The sequence below is a fragment of the Christiangramia gaetbulicola genome, assembly GCF_003054225.1.
Taxonomy (GTDB): Bacteria; Bacteroidota; Bacteroidia; order Flavobacteriales; family Flavobacteriaceae; genus Christiangramia; species Christiangramia gaetbulicola.
The window spans coordinates 1,232,194-1,249,848 of the sequence record NZ_QBKQ01000001.1; the positions used below are offsets into that span (position 1 = coordinate 1,232,194).

At 40.5% G+C, this 17,655-nt stretch carries 16 protein-coding genes; 11 read left to right on the forward strand and 5 right to left on the reverse strand.

Translation table 11 applies throughout. The features are described from left to right. Positions 1–230 precede the first annotated feature (230 nt). The 4 genes from C8P64_RS05635 to pncA are packed head-to-tail and all read left to right on the forward strand — an operon-like array spanning position 231 to position 3,361. Positions 231–731 (forward strand): hypothetical protein, encoded by a 501-nt coding sequence (locus tag C8P64_RS05635; RefSeq protein ID WP_108171043.1) that lies wholly within the window; start codon positions 231–233, stop codon positions 729–731. A gap of 55 nt (positions 732–786) precedes the next feature. Next, positions 787–1,323 (forward strand): macro domain-containing protein, encoded by a 537-nt coding sequence (locus tag C8P64_RS05640; protein ID WP_108171044.1) that lies wholly within the window; start codon positions 787–789, stop codon positions 1,321–1,323. Between the two features lie 14 nt (positions 1,324–1,337). Then, positions 1,338–2,750 carry a nicotinate phosphoribosyltransferase gene (locus C8P64_RS05645; protein ID WP_108171045.1) on the forward strand — a complete coding sequence of 471 codons (1,413 nt, stop codon included), beginning with the start codon at positions 1,338–1,340 and terminating at the stop codon, positions 2,748–2,750. Next, positions 2,747–3,361, forward strand: a complete 615-nt coding sequence (gene pncA, locus C8P64_RS05650) for a bifunctional nicotinamidase/pyrazinamidase (protein ID WP_108171046.1) — start codon at positions 2,747–2,749, stop codon at positions 3,359–3,361. The genes C8P64_RS05645 and pncA overlap by 4 nt, the downstream gene beginning before the upstream one ends. Here the strand turns inward: pncA and C8P64_RS05655 are convergent. After that, positions 3,358–4,131, reverse strand: coding sequence for a THC0290_0291 family protein (locus C8P64_RS05655; RefSeq protein WP_108171047.1), 774 nt, complete (start codon positions 4,129–4,131; stop codon positions 3,358–3,360). The genes pncA and C8P64_RS05655 overlap by 4 nt on opposite strands. Before the next feature lie 200 nt (positions 4,132–4,331). On the opposite strand from C8P64_RS05655, the gene gdhA reads away from it, so the two are divergent. From gdhA to C8P64_RS05690, 7 genes are all read left to right on the forward strand, one after another. Continuing rightward, positions 4,332–5,675, forward strand: a complete 1,344-nt coding sequence (gdhA, locus tag C8P64_RS05660) for an NADP-specific glutamate dehydrogenase (RefSeq protein ID WP_108171048.1) — start codon at positions 4,332–4,334, stop codon at positions 5,673–5,675. A gap of 78 nt (positions 5,676–5,753) precedes the next feature. Beyond that, positions 5,754–6,473 (forward strand): DNA repair protein RecO, encoded by a 720-nt coding sequence (gene recO / locus C8P64_RS05665; RefSeq protein ID WP_108171049.1) that lies wholly within the window; start codon positions 5,754–5,756, stop codon positions 6,471–6,473. After that, positions 6,474–8,873, forward strand: coding sequence for a TonB-dependent receptor plug domain-containing protein (locus C8P64_RS05670; protein WP_108171050.1), 2,400 nt, complete (start codon positions 6,474–6,476; stop codon positions 8,871–8,873). A gap of 140 nt (positions 8,874–9,013) precedes the next feature. Continuing rightward, positions 9,014–12,415 (forward strand): isoleucine--tRNA ligase, encoded by a 3,402-nt coding sequence (ileS, locus tag C8P64_RS05675; RefSeq protein WP_108171051.1) that lies wholly within the window; start codon positions 9,014–9,016, stop codon positions 12,413–12,415. 3 nt (positions 12,416–12,418) lie between these two features. Then, complete coding sequence (locus tag C8P64_RS05680) at positions 12,419–12,802, forward strand: TraR/DksA family transcriptional regulator (protein ID WP_108171052.1); 384 nt, start codon at positions 12,419–12,421, stop codon at positions 12,800–12,802. 41 nt (positions 12,803–12,843) lie between these two features. Next, positions 12,844–13,497: a DUF4097 family beta strand repeat-containing protein gene (locus C8P64_RS05685; RefSeq protein ID WP_245889660.1), complete on the forward strand. Its 654-nt coding sequence runs from the start codon at positions 12,844–12,846 to the stop codon at positions 13,495–13,497. A 43-nt stretch (positions 13,498–13,540) separates the two neighbouring features. Then, on the forward strand, positions 13,541–14,164 hold the full coding sequence (locus C8P64_RS05690) for a lipoprotein signal peptidase (RefSeq protein WP_108171053.1): 624 nt from the start codon (positions 13,541–13,543) through the stop codon (positions 14,162–14,164). On the opposite strand, the gene C8P64_RS05695 is transcribed toward C8P64_RS05690, so the two are convergent. The 4 genes from C8P64_RS05695 to C8P64_RS05710 are packed head-to-tail and all read right to left on the reverse strand — an operon-like array spanning position 14,161 to position 17,652. Continuing rightward, positions 14,161–14,577 (reverse strand): response regulator, encoded by a 417-nt coding sequence (locus tag C8P64_RS05695; protein WP_108171054.1) that lies wholly within the window; start codon positions 14,575–14,577, stop codon positions 14,161–14,163. The two genes, C8P64_RS05690 and C8P64_RS05695, sit on opposite strands and share 4 nt — an antisense overlap. Positions 14,578–14,589: 12 nt before the next feature. Then, a complete protein-coding gene (locus C8P64_RS05700) occupies positions 14,590–16,044 on the reverse strand; it encodes a sensor histidine kinase (RefSeq protein WP_108171055.1) in 1,455 nt (484 codons plus the stop codon). A 53-nt stretch (positions 16,045–16,097) separates the two neighbouring features. After that, positions 16,098–16,670 (reverse strand): 5-formyltetrahydrofolate cyclo-ligase, encoded by a 573-nt coding sequence (locus C8P64_RS05705; protein ID WP_108171056.1) that lies wholly within the window; start codon positions 16,668–16,670, stop codon positions 16,098–16,100. Continuing rightward, a complete protein-coding gene (locus C8P64_RS05710) occupies positions 16,651–17,652 on the reverse strand; it encodes a succinylglutamate desuccinylase/aspartoacylase family protein (protein ID WP_108171057.1) in 1,002 nt (333 codons plus the stop codon). The genes C8P64_RS05705 and C8P64_RS05710 overlap by 20 nt, the downstream gene beginning before the upstream one ends. Positions 17,653–17,655: the final 3 nt, after the last annotated feature.

Genomic DNA, 17,655 nt, shown 5'->3' on the forward strand with positions numbered 1-17,655 from the left:
TCTTATTGATGAAATAAATAGGTGATAATGGTCTTGCCGGGAGCATTTTAACCAAAATTAACATTGTAAGCTTCCTACGCTGAAAAAACTCCGATTTATGGTCTTTTATCGAGTTAATTGATGAGCTTGTAGAAAAACCAGTCTCAGGTTTTTCTGCGGGATTTAATAGGCATATTTTCGCGCCGCCCCAAAAATCTATTGCGATCTAGCCTATTATATCGAAAATAGAAATGACATTATTAAAAAATGTATTCTCTGAATACAAATTTGCCCCAGCACTTTTTAATAGCCGTTTTTTCGGCCGAATTATTAAGTTAAATTTACTTGTAGTCTTTTTCCTATCTTTTACAGGATGTAATCCCGTAGCCCTGGTCAATCCAGAAAGTTATGGAGATAAATGGGATAACACCTATATATGGTTTAAACCTGGAGATATGAATACGATCTTTATCTCAGATAGCGGAGATCCAAATACCGCTGAGCCCATTCCTAACGACAGTGAATTCCTTATAGAATGGAGTAAAAAAGACGAGGTATATGATCTAAAGATCACTTCCTATTATCAACAAATAGATTTTGCTTGGTTCACTGGTTATGATGCTGAAAATCCTTCGGAAGAAATTCCATGGGTTCAGAATGGTAATACCATAGAATTGCAAAGCACAAAATTACTGGAACCAACTGATGGTGAGATGTACCAGATCTCCATTTCCGAAGATCTGAAAGACTAATAACCGATCTTATTTTTCCTTGTTTTGATTATTGCGTAAATTATACCTTAAAAGTATGGTTTACAACGATCAGAATATTCAGTTAGAGGTCTCTAAAGGCGATATCACAGATCAGCCAGATCTCGATGTTGTAGTGAATGCAGCCAATGCCGAACTTGCTCCAGGCGGAGGGGTTGCGGGAGCAATACACCAAAAGGCCGGCCCAGGGCTTTATAAGGAATGTAAACCTCTTGCTCCAATATATCCCGGAGAAGCAGTACTCACCAACGCCTTTGATCTTCCCAATAAAAAAATAATTCATTGCCTTGGTCCAGTATATGGTCGTGATAAACCCGAAAAGGAACTTCTGGCCTCTTGCTACAGGAATAGTTTGCGTCTAGCAGATAAGGAGCGATTAGAATCCATTGGGTTTCCCGGAATCTCCACAGGCATCTTTGGGTATCCTCCAGATCTAGCGGTAGAGGTTGTTTTTAATACAGTTTTAGCAGAACTGCCGCAGCTCGAGCATCTTAAAAAGATTAAATTTGTTGTTTTCAACGATGAGGATCTCCGGCTTTATGAATCTAAACTGAAGGAGATCAGCGATAGCTAACCAATCAAATATCCATGAATAATTTTTCTGCTACTTATACAGATCAGTACCAACTTTCCATGGCACAGGTCTACTTTAAAAAAGGACAAAAAGATCATAACGCGATATTCGACTATTACTTTAGAAAAATTCCCTATGATGGAGGTTACGCGATCTTCTCTGGACTGGAAAATCTGCTGGAAATAATTTCAGAATTAAGATTCAACGAAAGTGATCTTGAATTTCTAAAAAAGCAGGGATTCGAAGATGACTTTTTAAAATATCTGCGGGATTTCCGTTTCAGAGGGAGGATCTATTCTGCCAGCGAAGGGGATGTGGTCTTTCCAACCCGGCCAGTGCTACAGGTAGAAGCGAAGATTATAGAAGCTCAGATCATAGAAACTATTCTTTTGAACCTGCTTAATTTTCAAACCTTGATCGCTACAAAGGCCAGTAGGATAAGATTGGTTGCCGGTGATTCCACTTTGCTTGATTTCGGACTAAGAAGAGCTCAGGCAACTGGAGGATATTATGCTTCGCGCGCCGCGATTGTGGGTGGTTTTGATGGCACTAGTAATGTTGTTGCGGGTAAGAATTTTGATATCCCGGTTTCGGGAACCATGGCTCATTCCTTTATTCAGAGTTATGATGACGAACTCGAAGCTTTCCGTGATTTTGCTGAAGGAAGACCCGATGGTTGTGTGCTATTGGTAGACACCTATAATACTCTTAAAAGCGGAGTTCCTAATGCAATTAAGGTGGCCAAGGAAATGGAGAGCAGGGGTGAAAAATTGCTCGCCATCAGGCTTGATAGTGGCGACCTCTCGTATTTTGCTAAAGAAAGTCGGAAACTGCTGGATGAAGCCGGACTTGATTATGTAAAGATCGCGGCCTCGAATCAACTGGACGAACACGTCATTAAAAGTTTGCTGGAACAGCAGGCGCCTATAGATATTTTTGGAGTGGGAACCAATCTGGTTACCGGTGACCCAGATGGCGCCCTGGACGGAGTATATAAACTGGCTTTTTCCAGTGATAAACCCAGGATCAAGATCTCTGAAAGTATCTTCAAGGTAACGCTTCCGCATAAAAAGCAGGTTTTCAGGATGAAAGATGATCATGGTAAATGTATTGGAGCAGATGCCATTGGATTATTTGAAGAAAATAAGATCACCGAGATGTTCCATCCTTTTGAACCTTATAAATCCATGAACCTTGAAAAATTTCATCAGGAACCTATACTTAAAAAGGTGATGGAAAATGGTGAAATGCTTATAGATAAAAGGAGTCTGAAAGAGATCTCGGAATATAGTCTAAGCCGCCTCTCAGAATTACCTATAGAATATAAGCGATTTAATAACCCTCATATCTACAAAATCGGGATCAGCGAAAGGTTAAGAGATGAAAGGGAAAAACTTATTAGGTCTTCAAAGCAAAAATTGAAATGAAAGCACTTATTCTTATAGATGTTCAGAACGATTTTATGCCGGGCGGCGCACTTGCCGTACCTCAGGGTGATGAAATTGTGCCTTTAATAAATCAACTCCAGGAAAAATTTGACCTTGTGATCGCTACACAGGACTGGCATCCTGCTGGCCACGCTAGTTTTGCTACTTCACACAAAGGCAAAAATGAATTCGAGGTAATTAAATTAGATGGATTGGACCAGGTGATGTGGCCAGAGCATTGTATACAGAATACCACGGGAGCAGAGTTTCATCCAGAACTAAATACTTCATGGATCGAGGCGATTTTCAGAAAAGGAACCGATAAAAAAATAGATAGTTACAGTGGTTTTTATGATAATGCGCATTTGAAATCCACCGGTCTTACCGGATATCTCAAGGAAAAGAAAGTTGAAGAATTATATTTTGCCGGTCTGGCTGGAGAGTACTGTGTTTATTTTTCGATCATAGACGCATTGGGAGAAGGATTTAGATCTAATTTGATCGAAGATGCTACGAGGGCATTGAATAAAGATGATTATGAAAAGGCCAGGATAGATATTTTGAGAAAAGGAGGAAAGGTGATCAATTCTACTGAACTTCCTTCCAATTAATTAAGATATAGGATATATCCCAGGTTGAACCAGAGTACAAAATCATTGAATTTATTCTGCGGTCCCTGAACGTCGAGCCCATCGATCTTATCTGAATCATAATAAAGAGCCCTGGCTTCAAGTTGCAGGTCGTTCTGCCTGCCCAGCCTGTACCTAACTCCGGCACTTCCGCTTATAGAAAAGGTGCTTCCACTTTCAAGGAAAATTCCATCTTCAAAGGTATTGAACAACACTTTCGGGTTGTCTAAAGGTCCAAGTTCTGAATAGGCATCGGGACTGTAATAAACATAATTTGCACCTAGGCTTATGAACGGAGCAAAAAGAACCGCAAAATCCCTTGCTTCTTTTATTCCGAAGAAATGATATTCCAGCGCCAGGCCACCTTGATACAGTTCGGTACTCCCATGCATTGCTCTTAGTTGCCTCCCGCCTTCAGTATTTTTGGAAGCTACAGGCCCAAAATGGTCTAAATTAGAACGCATATAGTCGATCTCGGCTCGAACTCTAAAGTGTTTTCTAAAGAATAGTTTCGTGGGTTTACAATTGCAATAGGGTTTGTAGGCCAGGTTCGCATAATATACGAGGCCTACTCCAAAGCCATCATTTTCAAGGTTGTTCCTAACATTCCATCTTTCGCCGTAATCTGTAAAGAAGCCAGCAGGACCGGTAATTACACCTACTTCATGGGAGACATATAATTGACCAAAACTCTTTCCCGACCAAAGCGAGAGAAGCAAAGTAATAATAATTATTGCTCTGGTTTTAATCATGAGAGTTGACTAGCGGTATAGGCAAATATAGCAAAATACAATATCGGAAATTTATTTAAGCTGGCTAATATAGGGCTGTTTAATATAAAAGTTAATTTTATATCAAATGACAAAATGAAACTTTTAATCATTAAAGAATATTTATATTTGCTGCAGAATTTGGACCTAATTTTTATAATTCAATAATAGCGCCAGTCATTATGGAAAAAAACATCAAAAATTTCCTGGAAAAGGTGTCAACCAGAAACCAGAATGAACCAGAATTTATGCAAGCGGTTCATGAAGTTGCAGAAACGGTAATTCCTTTTATAGAAAAGAATAAAAAATACCAGAACAAAATGCTTCTCGAGCGCATGGTAGAACCAGAGAGAGTAGTGATGTTCAGAGTGCCTTGGTTAGATGATAAAGGTGAGATACAGGTAAACCGTGGTTTCCGAATCCAGATGAACTCGGCGATTGGACCTTATAAAGGTGGTTTGCGTTTTCACCCTTCAGTAAACCTTAGTATTCTTAAATTCCTTGCTTTTGAGCAGGTATTTAAGAACAGTCTTACCACGCTGCCTATGGGTGGTGGTAAGGGAGGATCAGATTTCGATCCTAAAGGAAAATCAGATAATGAAGTAATGAAATTCTGCCAGAGTTTTATGACAGAACTTCAAAGACATATTGGTGCAGATTGTGACGTGCCGGCTGGAGATATAGGTGTTGGTGGTCGTGAGATCGGATACCTTTTTGGTCAGTACAAGAGAATTCAGAATGAATTTACCGGTATACTAACCGGGAAAGGACTTTCTTATGGAGGTTCTTTAATTAGACCTGAAGCGACTGGTTACGGTAACGTATACTTTGCGCAGAATATGCTGAAAACCAGAGATGAAAATCTTGAAGGTAAAACAGTGGTGATCTCAGGAGCTGGAAACGTAGCACAGTACGCTGCTGAAAAAGCTACTCAACTTGGTGCTAAGGTAGTTACCATGTCAGATTCTGGAGGATTCATATATGATAAAGACGGGATTGACGCTGAAAAGCTTCAGTTCATCATGGAATTGAAGAACGAGAAAAGAGGAAGAATCAGCGAATATGTTGATGAATATTCTTCTGCTGAATACCATGAAGGTAAAACTCCATGGGGAATCAAATGTGATGTAGCGCTTCCATGTGCCACTCAAAATGAGCTGGAAGAAGAAGATGCGAAAACATTGGTGAAGAACGGTTGTATGTGTGTTGGTGAAGGAGCTAACATGCCTTGTACCCCAGAAGCTATTGCTGTTTTCCATAAAGAAAAGATTCTTTTCTCTCCTGGAAAAGCTTCTAATGCTGGTGGTGTTGCCACTTCTGGATTAGAAATGTCTCAGAACTCTATGAGATATAGCTGGACTGCAGAAGAGGTTGATAAAAAACTACACGAGATCATGAACGATATTCATGAGAAGTGTGTGGAATATGGTAAAGATGAAGATGGTTTTGTAGACTACGTGAAGGGAGCGAATATTGCAGGTTTCGTAAAAGTTGCCGATGCCATGCTTTCTCAGGGTGTAGTATAAGAATCAAAAAATATATTATTGCCAGAAGCCGCTTTTTTAAAGCGGCTTTTTTTATAAATTCACCCCAAATTTTCCTGAATGCTCATCCAGACCAAAGCGATCATTATTAGTGCTTTAAAATATGGGGAGGCAGATCTGATAGTGAAAGCTTATACTTTATCTGATGGTCTGTGCACCTACATGCTGAAAGGGGTGCTTAAGTCTAAAAAAGGAAAATTCAAGGCTTCTATGTTTCAGAGTCTTACTCAGCTGGAGATCGTTGCAAATCATCGAGGCACCGGGAAAATGGAATATTTGAGAGAAGCGAAGGTGACAGGGAATTATCAAACCCTGCATACACATCCGGTTAAACAGGCTATGACCATGTTTTTGGCCGAAATGCTGCGGAATTCCATTCATGAAGAAGAGAATAATGAGCCTCTATTTAACTATCTCGAATATAGTTTTCAGTTCCTGGACCTTACCGATAAATTCGCTAATTTTCATTTGTTATTTTTGCTGAATCTTACGCGATACCTGGGCTTTCAGCCGGAAATCGGGATGACCGATCTTCCTTTTTTCAATCTCCTGGATGGTGTTTTCCAGGAAATCCCAACGAATGATTATTGTATAGAAGGTAAAAATGTAGATTTGCTGAAAAGTCTCCTGGGCACCGATTTTGATGCCTTGCACCAAATAAAGATGAATCAGACTTCCCGCAACGAATTGCTTAATATGCTCTTGTTGTATTACGAGCTGCATATCGAGGGATTTCGTAAACCAAAGTCTTTGAGCGTACTAAATGAAATTTTTGGCTAAATGCGACTAAAAATACTTTCTCTATTTCTTTTTATTTTTTCAATTACCTCTGCCCAGGAAATTACCGTCCTGGATAATAATTCTGGTGAACCAATAGATGAAGTGGCCATCTATAATAGAGACAGATCGGTTTCTACTATTACCAATAGTGCAGGAAAAGCTGATATTTCCCAGTTTTCAGATACCGAAGTGATCATATTTAACTCTGATACCTATATCGAAGCCTATCGCAGAAAAAGGGAGATCCTCAATAATTCAAATATCGTGCTGCTACATTCCAGCGAGAATCAACTGGAGCAGGTGACCCTTTCGGTAGCACGCTTCAAATTAAAGAAGGACGAGATTCCGCAGAAGATCGTGAGTATCACTCCGTCAGAAATTCAGCTGGCGAGCCCGCAGACATCGGCAGATCTGCTGGAAAGTACCGGGCAGGTATTTGTTCAGAAGAGTCAGCTTGGTGGGGGAAGTCCTATGATAAGGGGATTTTCAACGAACAGGTTGCTTTTGACCGTGGATGGAGTTCGAATGAATTCGGCAATATTTAGAAGTGGGAATCTTCAGAATGTGATCTCGATAGATCCTATGATGGTGGAGAGCGCAGAGATCATTTTAGGCCCCGGTTCTGTGGTGTATGGGAGTGATGCGATTGGCGGAGTGATGAATTTTTATACTTTGAAACCGAAATTCAGTTTTGATGAAGGAACTTCTTTCTCAGGAAATATCTATACCCGGTTTGCCACGGCCAATAATGAAAATACGGTGCATGCAGATCTTAATATCGGGCTGGATAACTGGGCATTCGTTACTGGGGTGACCTATTCAGATTTCGGGGATCTTAAGATGGGGGAACACGGTCCCGATGATTTTTTAAGGAACGAATATGCCGCGAGGCAGGATGGGGTAGATGTGATACTGCAAAATGATGATCCCCTGGTTCAGAAGCCAACGGGTTATGATCAGTTAAACCTGCTTCAAAAGGTGAAATATATGCCGTCTAAAGACTGGGATCTCAATCTCGGACTCATTTATTCTGAAACTTCTGATTTTCCGCGTTACGACAGGCTATACAGAAAAAGAGATGGAGTTCTTCGTGCGGCAGAATGGTATTACGGACCTCAAAAATGGTTCCTGGGAAACCTGAACGTTAATCACCGCAGCGATTCAGAATTTTATGATAAAGTGCAGTTTACCGGGGCTTATCAATTCTTCGGTGAAAGCAGGAACGACCGGAACTTTGGCGAGAACATATTGTTTACTACTGAAGAAAATGTAGATGCTTATTCGGCAAACCTGGATTTTGAAAAGGGCTTGTCTCAAAGTAAGTTATTCTATGGTTTTGAGTATGTGCTGAATAATGTAAGTTCTAATGGTAACTTCAGAAATATTTCAAACAACGATACCGGCGAAACGGCCAGCAGGTATCCCGATGGATCGAGCTGGCAGTCTATGGCCGTTTATTCCAGTTACCAGTGGAAACTCACCGAGAAGTTTTCCTTACAATCCGGGATCAGGTATAATCATATTCTTGTAGACGCCAGTTTTGATGACCGTTTCTATGATTTTCCTTTTGAAAAGGCAGATATCAGCACCGGAGCGCTTACCGGAAGTCTTGGGTTAAACTGGAGACAGAATGATTTTGTGGGTTGGAGGCTAGGTCTTTCAACCGCCTTTAGAGCTCCAAATATCGATGATGTTGGGAAAATATTCGATTCTGAACCTGGATCGGTGGTGGTTCCTAATCCAGACCTCAGATCTGAATATGCCTATAATGCAGAGCTGGGAGCCGATTTCAATTTTAATGAAAATATCCGCCTGGCCCTTACGGGTTATTATACCTATCTGGATAATGCCATGGTGAGAAGGGATTTTGATCTTAACGGGGAAACCGAAATAGATTACCAGGGAGAGCCAAGCAGGGTGCAGGCGATCCAAAATGCCGCCAATGCTTATGTCTATGGTATTGAAGCGGGACTGGAAGTAGATTTTTCTGTAGCCTTAAGGCTTAAATCCCAGTTTAGTTATACCCATGGAGAAGAGAATGAAGGAGGAGAATATGTGCCTCTGAGACACGCGGCCCCGATGTTTGGAAATACGCATTTGATCTGGAATAAAAGAAGACTGAAATTTGATCTTTTTACCGAGTATAACGGGCAGTTCGATTTTAAGGATCTTGCCCCTGGAGAACAGAATAAACCCTATTTATATGCCCTGGATGAAAACGGGAATCCATACTCACCTTCATGGTACACATTGAATCTAACCGGGCAATATGAATTGAGTTCGAACTGGCTGGCCACGGTTTCTTTAGAGAATATTACAGACCAGCGCTACCGCACCTATTCATCAGGAATCGCGGCTGCTGGCAGAAATTTGATCATCGCCCTATCCTACACTTTTTAATTCTGCCTTAATAAAAAGCCTTTAAGTTCCAGCTTTTTAAGTTTTCGCATAAGAATAATAACACATGCATTTTACCTTAGAATAATATCTTCTTTTGTTAAAAATCCTTATTTTCGCACATCATTTGAAAAAAGCAGAAAATGAGCAGAAGGTTCCCTGAATACAAAGGTCTTGACCTGCCTAAGGTGGCAGAAGAAATCCTCAATTATTGGGAAGAGAATGATATTTTCGAAAAGAGCGTGTCTACCCGTGAAGGTAAAGAGCCATTCATATTTTTTGAAGGTCCGCCTTCAGCTAATGGTCTGCCGGGAATTCACCACGTAATGGCACGTGCCATAAAAGATATTTTTTGCCGATATAAAACTCAAAAAGGTTTCCAGGTAAAGCGTAAAGCCGGATGGGATACTCACGGACTTCCTGTGGAGTTAGGAGTAGAGAAGGAACTTGGAATTACCAAAGAGGATATCGGAACCAAAATAAGTATCGAGAAGTATAACGAAGCCTGTAAAAATGCGGTGATGCGTTATACCGATGTCTGGAACGATCTTACTCAGAAAATGGGTTACTGGGTAGATATGGAAGATCCATATATTACCTACAAATCCAAATATATGGAAACGGTTTGGTGGCTGCTTTCCGAGATCTATAAGAAAGATCTTATCTATAAAGGCTATACCATTCAGCCTTATTCACCAAAAGCGGGAACGGGATTGAGCTCGCATGAGCTGAACCAACCTGGAACTTACCAGGATGTTACCGATACTACGGTAACCGCAATGTTCAAGGTAAAAGAAGATACACTTCCGGATTTTCTAAAAAATATTCCGAATTTGTTCTTTATCGCATGGACCACAACTCCATGGACCTTGCCTTCGAATACGGCTTTAACCGTTGGTCCTAAGATCGATTACGTTACCGTAAAGACATATAACCAGTATACCTTCGAGCCAATTACTATCATTGTAGCGAAGGAACTTGCTGAAAAGCAATTCGATAAAAAATTCAGAAAAGCAGAATCTGAGGAAGATCTTAACTCTTATTCAAAAGAGGATAAGAAGATTCCTTATTTGATAGGGGAAAGCTTTTCAGGAAAAGATATTGTTGGGGTTAAATATGAGCAATTACTGCCATATGCCCAGCCCAACGATAATCCTGAAAACGCCTTCAGAATAATTTCTGGAGATTTTGTAACTACAGAAGATGGTACCGGTATCGTGCATACCGCGCCAACCTTTGGTGCAGACGATGCCCTGGTTGCAAAACAGGCAACTCCAGAGGTGCCGCCAATGTTGGTGAAAGATGAGAATGGAAATTTGATTCCTCTTGTAGATCTTCAGGGTAAATTCAGACCAGAAATGGGTGAATTGGCCGGGAAGTATGTGAAGAATGAGTATTATGATGATGGAGAGGCACCAGAGAAATCTGTAGACGTTGAGCTTGCGATCAAACTAAAAGAAGAAAACAGGGCTTTTAAAGTTGAAAAATATGTTCACAGCTATCCAAACTGCTGGAGAACAGATAAGCCTATATTATATTATCCGCTGGATTCATGGTTCATTAAAGTAACCGAATTCAAGGACAGAATGCATGAGCTGAACCAGACCATAAACTGGAAACCGAAATCAACCGGAGAAGGTCGTTTTGGAAACTGGCTTGCAAATGCTAATGACTGGAACCTTAGCCGAAGCAGGTACTGGGGAATTCCATTACCTATCTGGAGAACCGAAGATGGAGTAGAAGTAAAGGTTATTGGGTCTGTAGCTCAGCTTAAGGAAGAAATGGCCAAAGCTGTTGAGGCGGGAGTTCTAGAGAAAGATATTTTCGAAGACTTTGAGCCAGGTAATATGAGCGAGGAGAATTACGAAAAAGTAGATCTTCACAAGAATGTTGTAGATGGTATTACCCTTGTTTCAGATTCTGGTAAACCAATGAAGCGTGAGGCAGACCTTATCGATGTTTGGTTTGATTCCGGTTCCATGCCATATTCACAGTGGCATTATCCTTTCGAGAACAAGGAAAAAGTAGAAGATAAATGGCGTAAAGCCGACTTTATCGCTGAAGGTGTTGACCAGACACGAGGATGGTTCTATACGCTTCATGCGATCGCAACCATGATCTTTGATGATGTTGCTTATAAGAATGTTGTTTCTAACGGTCTTGTACTGGATAAGAACGGACAGAAAATGTCTAAACGTCTTGGAAACGCGGTAGACCCTTTCGAGACACTAGCGGTTTATGGTCCAGATGCCACTCGCTGGTATATGATCTCTAACGCGAATCCATGGGATAACCTGAAATTCGATATTGAGGGGATTGGAGAGGTTCAACGTAAATTCTTCGGAACCTTATACAATACTTATTCTTTCTTTACGCTATATGCTAATATCGATGAATTCAGTTATGCTGAAGATGATATCGCATTAGAGCAAAGACCTGAAATAGATAGATGGATACTTTCAGAATTACATACACTTATCGAAAAAGTAGATAAGTTCTATGCAGATTATGAACCAACAAAAGCGACCAGGGCGATTTCAGAATTCGTTCAGGAAAACCTTAGTAACTGGTTCGTAAGATTAAGTAGAAGAAGATTCTGGAAAGGTGATTATGAGCAGGACAAGATCTCTGCGTATCAAACCCTTTATACCTGTCTGGAAACCGTTGCTAAATTAGGAGCCCCGGTAGCGCCTTTCTTTATGGACAGGTTGTTCCGCGATCTTAATGCTGCAACTGGAAAAGATAAATCTGAATCTGTGCATACTGCCGATTTCCCGGTTTATGAACCGAAATTTGTGGATAAATCTTTGGAGAGAAAGATGGAGAAGGCTCAAACCATCTCATCTTTAGTGCTTTCACTTCGTAAAAAGGAGATGATCAAAGTGCGTCAACCTCTGCAAAGGATAATGATTCCGGTACTTGACGAGGAGCAGAAGCAGGAGATAAAAGCGGTGGAAGATCTTATCAAATCTGAAGTAAATGTTAAAGAAATCGAGCTGATCGATGATGCATCAGGCCTTCTTGTGAAGCAAATAAAGCCTAATTTTAGAGTTCTTGGCCCGAGATTTGGTAAGGATATAAAGCTGATAGTCAGTAAGATAAACGAATTTACAGCAGAGGATATCTCCAGGATCGAGCGTGAAGGCGAGATCGAGGTGGATGTTAACAAAAATTTAGTTAAATTGAACCTTGAGGAGGTGGAAATATCTTCTCAGGACATTGAAGGATGGTTGGTTGCCAGCAATGGTGGCTTAACTGTAGCCCTGGACGTTAGTATCAGTCCGGAGTTGAAGAAGGAAGGTGTTGCCAGAGAGCTGGTTAACAGGATCCAGAACCTCCGAAAGGATTCAGGCTACGAGGTGACTGATACAATAGATGTGACCCTACAAAAGGACGGTGTTATCGAGGACGCCGTAAACGATAATATAACTTATATTAAGAACGAAACATTAACTGCGAAGCTCGAATTCGTAGAGGTGGTAGATGAAGGTGCTGAAGTCGAATTTGATGAAGTTGCCACCAAATTGTTTATTAAAAAACATTAAGCCATGTCTACAGAAGTAAAAGAACGTTACAGCGATGCTGATTTGGCAGAGTTCAAAACTCTGATTAAGAAGAAGATTGAAAAGGCTCAGGAACAACTTGAAATCTATCAAAGCGCCTATAAGAACGATGGTAATAACGGTACAGATGATACTTCACCTACGTTCAAGGCATTTGAAGAAGGAAGTGAGACCATGAGCAAGGAAGCGAATTCCCAGTTAGCGATACGCCAGGAGAAGTTTATTAGGGACCTTAAAAATGCCTTATTGCGCATTGAGAACAAGACTTACGGGATTTGCCGTGTAACCGGTAAGCTTATTGCTAAAGAAAGATTGCTTTTAGTACCGCATGCTACTTTAAGCATCGAGGCTAAGAACATGCAGCGATAGTATACAGATTAATTATAAACGAAACGTCCAGAATTTATTTTTTGGACGTTTTTTTGTTGGATCTAAGATTGATGATGCTGAAGAATATTTTATTATTTGCGGTGGTTTTAATTTCCGGGACGTTACTTGCCCAGAGGGATACTCGTGAGATTATTGATGCTGAAAACATAAAAAGTATCCAGATCGATACCGATGAAGTTTATCATATAAAGATCACATCTACCTGGACTTCACAGATCAGTATCAGTACACATTCTGAAGGGGAATATTTTAATGATATCATCCTGAATACGGAGCAACAGAAAGATGTCTTTAAGATAAGCACGCGATATCCCGAAAGATTGACCGGTGGTTACGACAAGCTTAGTGCCCATAAGGTATTTTCCCTTGAAATCGAATTAGAAGTTCCGCAAGGTTTAGAGGTGATTATTAATTCAAATATCGCCTCGGTAGAAGCAAGTGGAGATTTTAGATCTATTTATGCAGATCTCAAACAGGGTTATTGTAAGCTATTGGATTTTTCCGGTGACGCCGTGATCAATACCTATTCGGGACATATTCTGGTGGAAACAGCATCTGGTCTTATAGAGGCAGAAAGCCGTCATGGAACCGTGGAGATACCAGAATTCCTGCCGGGCCGAAATCCATTAAGACTTAAGAGTATAGACGGAGATATTAAGGTGCGTAAAAACTAAATAATATTAGTATTTTTGACCCGTTTTCAAACAAAGTTGATTCATGTCCCTTAAAAAAGCCGGATTCCTTATTATACTGATCCTTTTGATCGATCAGATTTCAAAATTATATATCAAAACCAATTTCGCATTAGGAGAAGAGATCGAAGTCTTCGACTGGTTCAGGATCCTATTTGTAGAAAATGAAGGAATGGCCTGGGGTACTAAAATTCCTGGAGAATATGGGAAACTAGCCCTTACTCTTTTTCGCCTTGCAGCGATCGTAGGGATTGGATACTGGCTGTGGGATTCGGTTAGAAAGAACGGTTCAAGGATCCTAATTACTTCTATCGCGTTGATCTTTGCCGGGGCTTTCGGGAATATCATCGACTCTGTATTTTACGGAGTAGTCTTTAACGAAAGTTACGGGCAGGTAGCGAGCTTTTTACCGGAAGGTGGAGGCTATAGCTCTCTTTTCCACGGAAAGGTGGTAGATATGCTCTATTTCCCTTTGTGGAAAGGTTATTTGCCTGAATGGATACCTTTCTGGGGTGGAAAATACTTTACCTTCTTTGAACCGGTATTCAATATTGCCGATTCTGCAATAAGTGTGGGTGTGGCGATGTTGCTTCTCTTCAATAAAAGAGCGTTCCCGAAGGAGAGCAAGCCTGAAAAGAAGAAGAATTAGGCAGCTGTTCTATCGAAGATCTTTTCGAACTTCTTCAATTCTATAGGTTTGATAAGATAATCTGTTACCAGGTTAAAAGACTTAGCTCTTTCTAGATCACGCGGATCTATAGAGGAACTAACCACATATAAAGTGATCTTTTTGTTGAGATTGTTCTTGATCTTGATAAACTCGTTTAGAAATTCCCAACCGTCCATTACCGGCATATTGAGATCCAGGAAAATAATGTCTGGAAGTTTATCTTCGTCGGTGACATTTTGCATGATCTCCTTGAAGTAATCCAGCGCCTCTTTCCCGTTCTTGTAAATGAGTAAGTTTTCTGAAAGCTTTTTGATCTCTATGATCTTCTTTACTAAGTTCACGTATATCTTATCGTCGTCGATGATACACGCTAGTTCTACTTTTTGCCCCATAATAAATAGAATCTAGAATTTGATTTTAAAGGTTGTCCCAATATTGAGGGTACTGCTAACAGATATTGTCCCCCCAAGGGCCTCTACCTGATTTTTTGTTATGAACAAACCAATCCCTTTTGCCTCGGGATTACTAGGATGAAAGGTTTTATACATTCCAAACATCTTTTCACCATATTCATCGAGGTCTATTCCCATCCCATTGTCGCTAACTTCTAAAAACTCTTTATCGTTCTCGACGTAGGTCTGTATAAAAATGACTGGTTTACGTCCCGGTTGTCTATACCGGATGGCGTTCGTGATTAAATTTAGTAAAATACTTTCAAGATATTCAGGTATATAGCGAATTTCTTTCAAATCCTGAAATTCAGCGACGATTTTTGCATTTTCTCGATTAATCAACGAAGAGATGGATGCTAAAACTACCTCCAGGGCTTCCTCAAACCTGATAAGAACCGGTTCTTTTTTCAGTGAAGTCTGTATGCTAACGATATTATTCAGTCTTGAAATGGCTGAATCAAGATTATCTGATACATCCTCGACATTGGCCAGTAGATCTAATTTATCGCGGTCTGTTTTAGATTCTCTCAGCAGCTCTACAATGAGGCTTAGGTTACTGCTGTGAGATCTTAAATGATGAGAAACTATATGGGCAAAGTTGAATAATCTTGAATTTTGTGTGGCGATGATATCCAGGGAATTCTGAAGGTTAAGTTCGTTGTTCTTGTTCTCGTCTATATTCTGAAGAACTCCGCGAATACCTACCACTTCCTGTTCGTCGTTATAAACGGGTTTACCGGTTAATCTCACCCAGAATTCACGGTGCTGAAAGGAGACCATTTTAAGCTCCAGTTTAAAAGGAATACCGAAGTTTTCACATTTATCGAAGGCATTTCGCATCCGGTTGTGATGCTCCTTGGCATAGAATTTCATACGATCTTCATAGGCCGGTTGAAAATCGCGGGGACATTCAACGATCTTCAGCGATACATCATCCCAGTATATATTCTTGTTTACCGTATCTACATACCAGCCTCCGGTGGAGGTCATCTCGGCAGTTTCCCGGTAATAGAAGAAGTTCTCTTCAATAGTGTATTGATCTCTCTTGCTCTGGTGAATATTCACGAATAAGAGCACCGCGGTTTCCCGGAATTCAGAATTCCTCTTTTTCTGGTTCTTACACTCGAACCAGCGATACTTGCCGTTTTCCAGCTTTAACTTGATCTCGAAACTAAAAGGTTCGTTCTCCTTGATAAGTTTTTCGAAGTGTATCCTGAAATCGTAGCGATAATCGGGATGCAGGATATGATTTATGAAGAATTCAAATCTATCCTCTTCAATTTCAGGTTTCCCAACCAGAATATTGAAATGCTCAGACCAGGATATCTCCTTGGAAAACAAATTTATTTTCCAGTAGGCAATATCAAAATCTTCCAGTATGCTATTTAACTGTAGGTCGTTGAGCATCAAAGTGATTTGTTCAGGTTAAAAATAAGCTAATAACCTTATCATTACAAAAATTATTTTGTGCCGAATTCATAAATTCTATCTGGGGTGACACAATAATCCAGAGGGATATCACTGCTAAATATTTCTTTGATCTCTTCTACAGGTTCAAAAAATGAAAGCCCAATTTTAATGACTTCAGGTTTGCAGCCTGCGAGGAATTTATCATAGAAACCCTTCCCGTAGCCTATGCGGTGACCGGTTTTGTCGAAAGCCAGCAGGGGTATGAATACTACATCTATCTTATCGCTAGGAACTTCGATTCCTTCCTGTGGTTCAGGGATGTTCCAGCGGTTCTTTTTGATCACGGTTTGATCTGTCAACAGATAATTTAAAAGTCCACCGGTCTCATGATCTGTTTTTGGAATGATCACTTCCTTGTCCTTGCCTTGCAGAATATGCAGTAAGAACTCTGTATCTACCTCCTTTTGCTCTGGGATACTCAGGAAAATATGGTAATATCTGTATTCCCAAACCGGTAATTCCAGGGATCGGTTGGCAATATCCAGGCTCATTTTTTCAATTTCGGCATCTTCCAGTTTTAACCTTAGATCTTTGAACTTCTTTCTAAGTTCCGACTTGTTCATGCTCTTCAGTTTTTGGCTGCATAGAAATGTGGAAAATAGCATCTCCCTGGTATACAATAGGAGATTCATTGATGTTGATCACATATCCCTCACTGGGAGATTTGATCTTATGGCTGAATTTACCATAAGGGTCTGTAATGGTTGCGATATATTCCCCTTTGGTAACATGTTTTCCGCAAGGGATCTTAACATGCAGTAACCCGCTGTATTTTGCCCTTAACCAGGAACTGGAAGCGATTACTACGGTTTCTTTTTTTACATCGGGATAGTCGAATTTTGGATTCAGCATATCCAAATGGCTTAAAATTCTCATGGCACCATCAACTCCGTATTTCGCAATATCTTTATTGCTGTCTAAAGATTTACCACCTTCAAAAAGTAAGACAGGTATCCCTAATTTAGAACAGGTTTCCCTAAACGATTTGGTAATGGTCTTGGAGTGAATGGTAAATGGTGCATTAAAGATCTTAGCATATTTTATACTTTGTTCATCTCCCTTTTTCACTCTTATCTGTGGTGCATTGAACCTTGCGGCTCCACCGGTATGAAAATCAAGACAAAAATCGGCGATTGGCAAGATCTTTTTTACGAACTGGTAAGCGAAACGGCTGGCCAGGGAACCGTGCTTGGTTCCTGGAAATACCCGGTTTAGATCACGGCCATCGGGAAATTCCCGTGCCATGTTCAAAAACCCAAAGATATTCACGATAGGAATACAGATCACCGTACCAATTCGGGGTTTATTTACCCCTTTGGAAATGATCTGTCTTACGATCTCTACGCCGTTGATCTCATCTCCATGGATACCGGCGGTTAGAAGTACCACCGGACCCGGTTTTTTAGAACGTTCAATGATAACCGGAACTTCTACCGAAGTAGTGGTGTAGAGCTTGGCCATATTAAAATTGATGGTTGCTCCCTTCCCGGGTAATACTTTTTCACCTAAAATTTCAAGAACATTGTTCTTGTCTATACGAGGCATACA

Coding starts and splice junctions, on each gene's coding strand:
- C8P64_RS05635 (WP_108171043.1), top strand. CDS start 231: ATGACATTATTAAAAAATGTATTCTCTGAATACAAATTTGCCCCAGCA.
- C8P64_RS05640 (WP_108171044.1), top strand. CDS start 787: ATGGTTTACAACGATCAGAATATTCAGTTAGAGGTCTCTAAAGGCGAT.
- C8P64_RS05645 (WP_108171045.1), top strand. CDS start 1,338: ATGAATAATTTTTCTGCTACTTATACAGATCAGTACCAACTTTCCATG.
- pncA (WP_108171046.1), top strand. CDS start 2,747: ATGAAAGCACTTATTCTTATAGATGTTCAGAACGATTTTATGCCGGGC.
- C8P64_RS05655 (WP_108171047.1), bottom strand. CDS start 4,131: ATGATTAAAACCAGAGCAATAATTATTATTACTTTGCTTCTCTCGCTT.
- gdhA (WP_108171048.1), top strand. CDS start 4,332: ATGGAAAAAAACATCAAAAATTTCCTGGAAAAGGTGTCAACCAGAAAC.
- recO (WP_108171049.1), top strand. CDS start 5,754: ATGCTCATCCAGACCAAAGCGATCATTATTAGTGCTTTAAAATATGGG.
- C8P64_RS05670 (WP_108171050.1), top strand. CDS start 6,474: ATGCGACTAAAAATACTTTCTCTATTTCTTTTTATTTTTTCAATTACC.
- ileS (WP_108171051.1), top strand. CDS start 9,014: ATGAGCAGAAGGTTCCCTGAATACAAAGGTCTTGACCTGCCTAAGGTG.
- C8P64_RS05680 (WP_108171052.1), top strand. CDS start 12,419: ATGTCTACAGAAGTAAAAGAACGTTACAGCGATGCTGATTTGGCAGAG.
- C8P64_RS05690 (WP_108171053.1), top strand. CDS start 13,541: ATGTCCCTTAAAAAAGCCGGATTCCTTATTATACTGATCCTTTTGATC.
- C8P64_RS05695 (WP_108171054.1), bottom strand. CDS start 14,577: ATGGGGCAAAAAGTAGAACTAGCGTGTATCATCGACGACGATAAGATA.
- C8P64_RS05700 (WP_108171055.1), bottom strand. CDS start 16,044: ATGCTCAACGACCTACAGTTAAATAGCATACTGGAAGATTTTGATATT.
- C8P64_RS05705 (WP_108171056.1), bottom strand. CDS start 16,670: ATGAACAAGTCGGAACTTAGAAAGAAGTTCAAAGATCTAAGGTTAAAA.
- C8P64_RS05710 (WP_108171057.1), bottom strand. CDS start 17,652: ATGCCTCGTATAGACAAGAACAATGTTCTTGAAATTTTAGGTGAAAAA.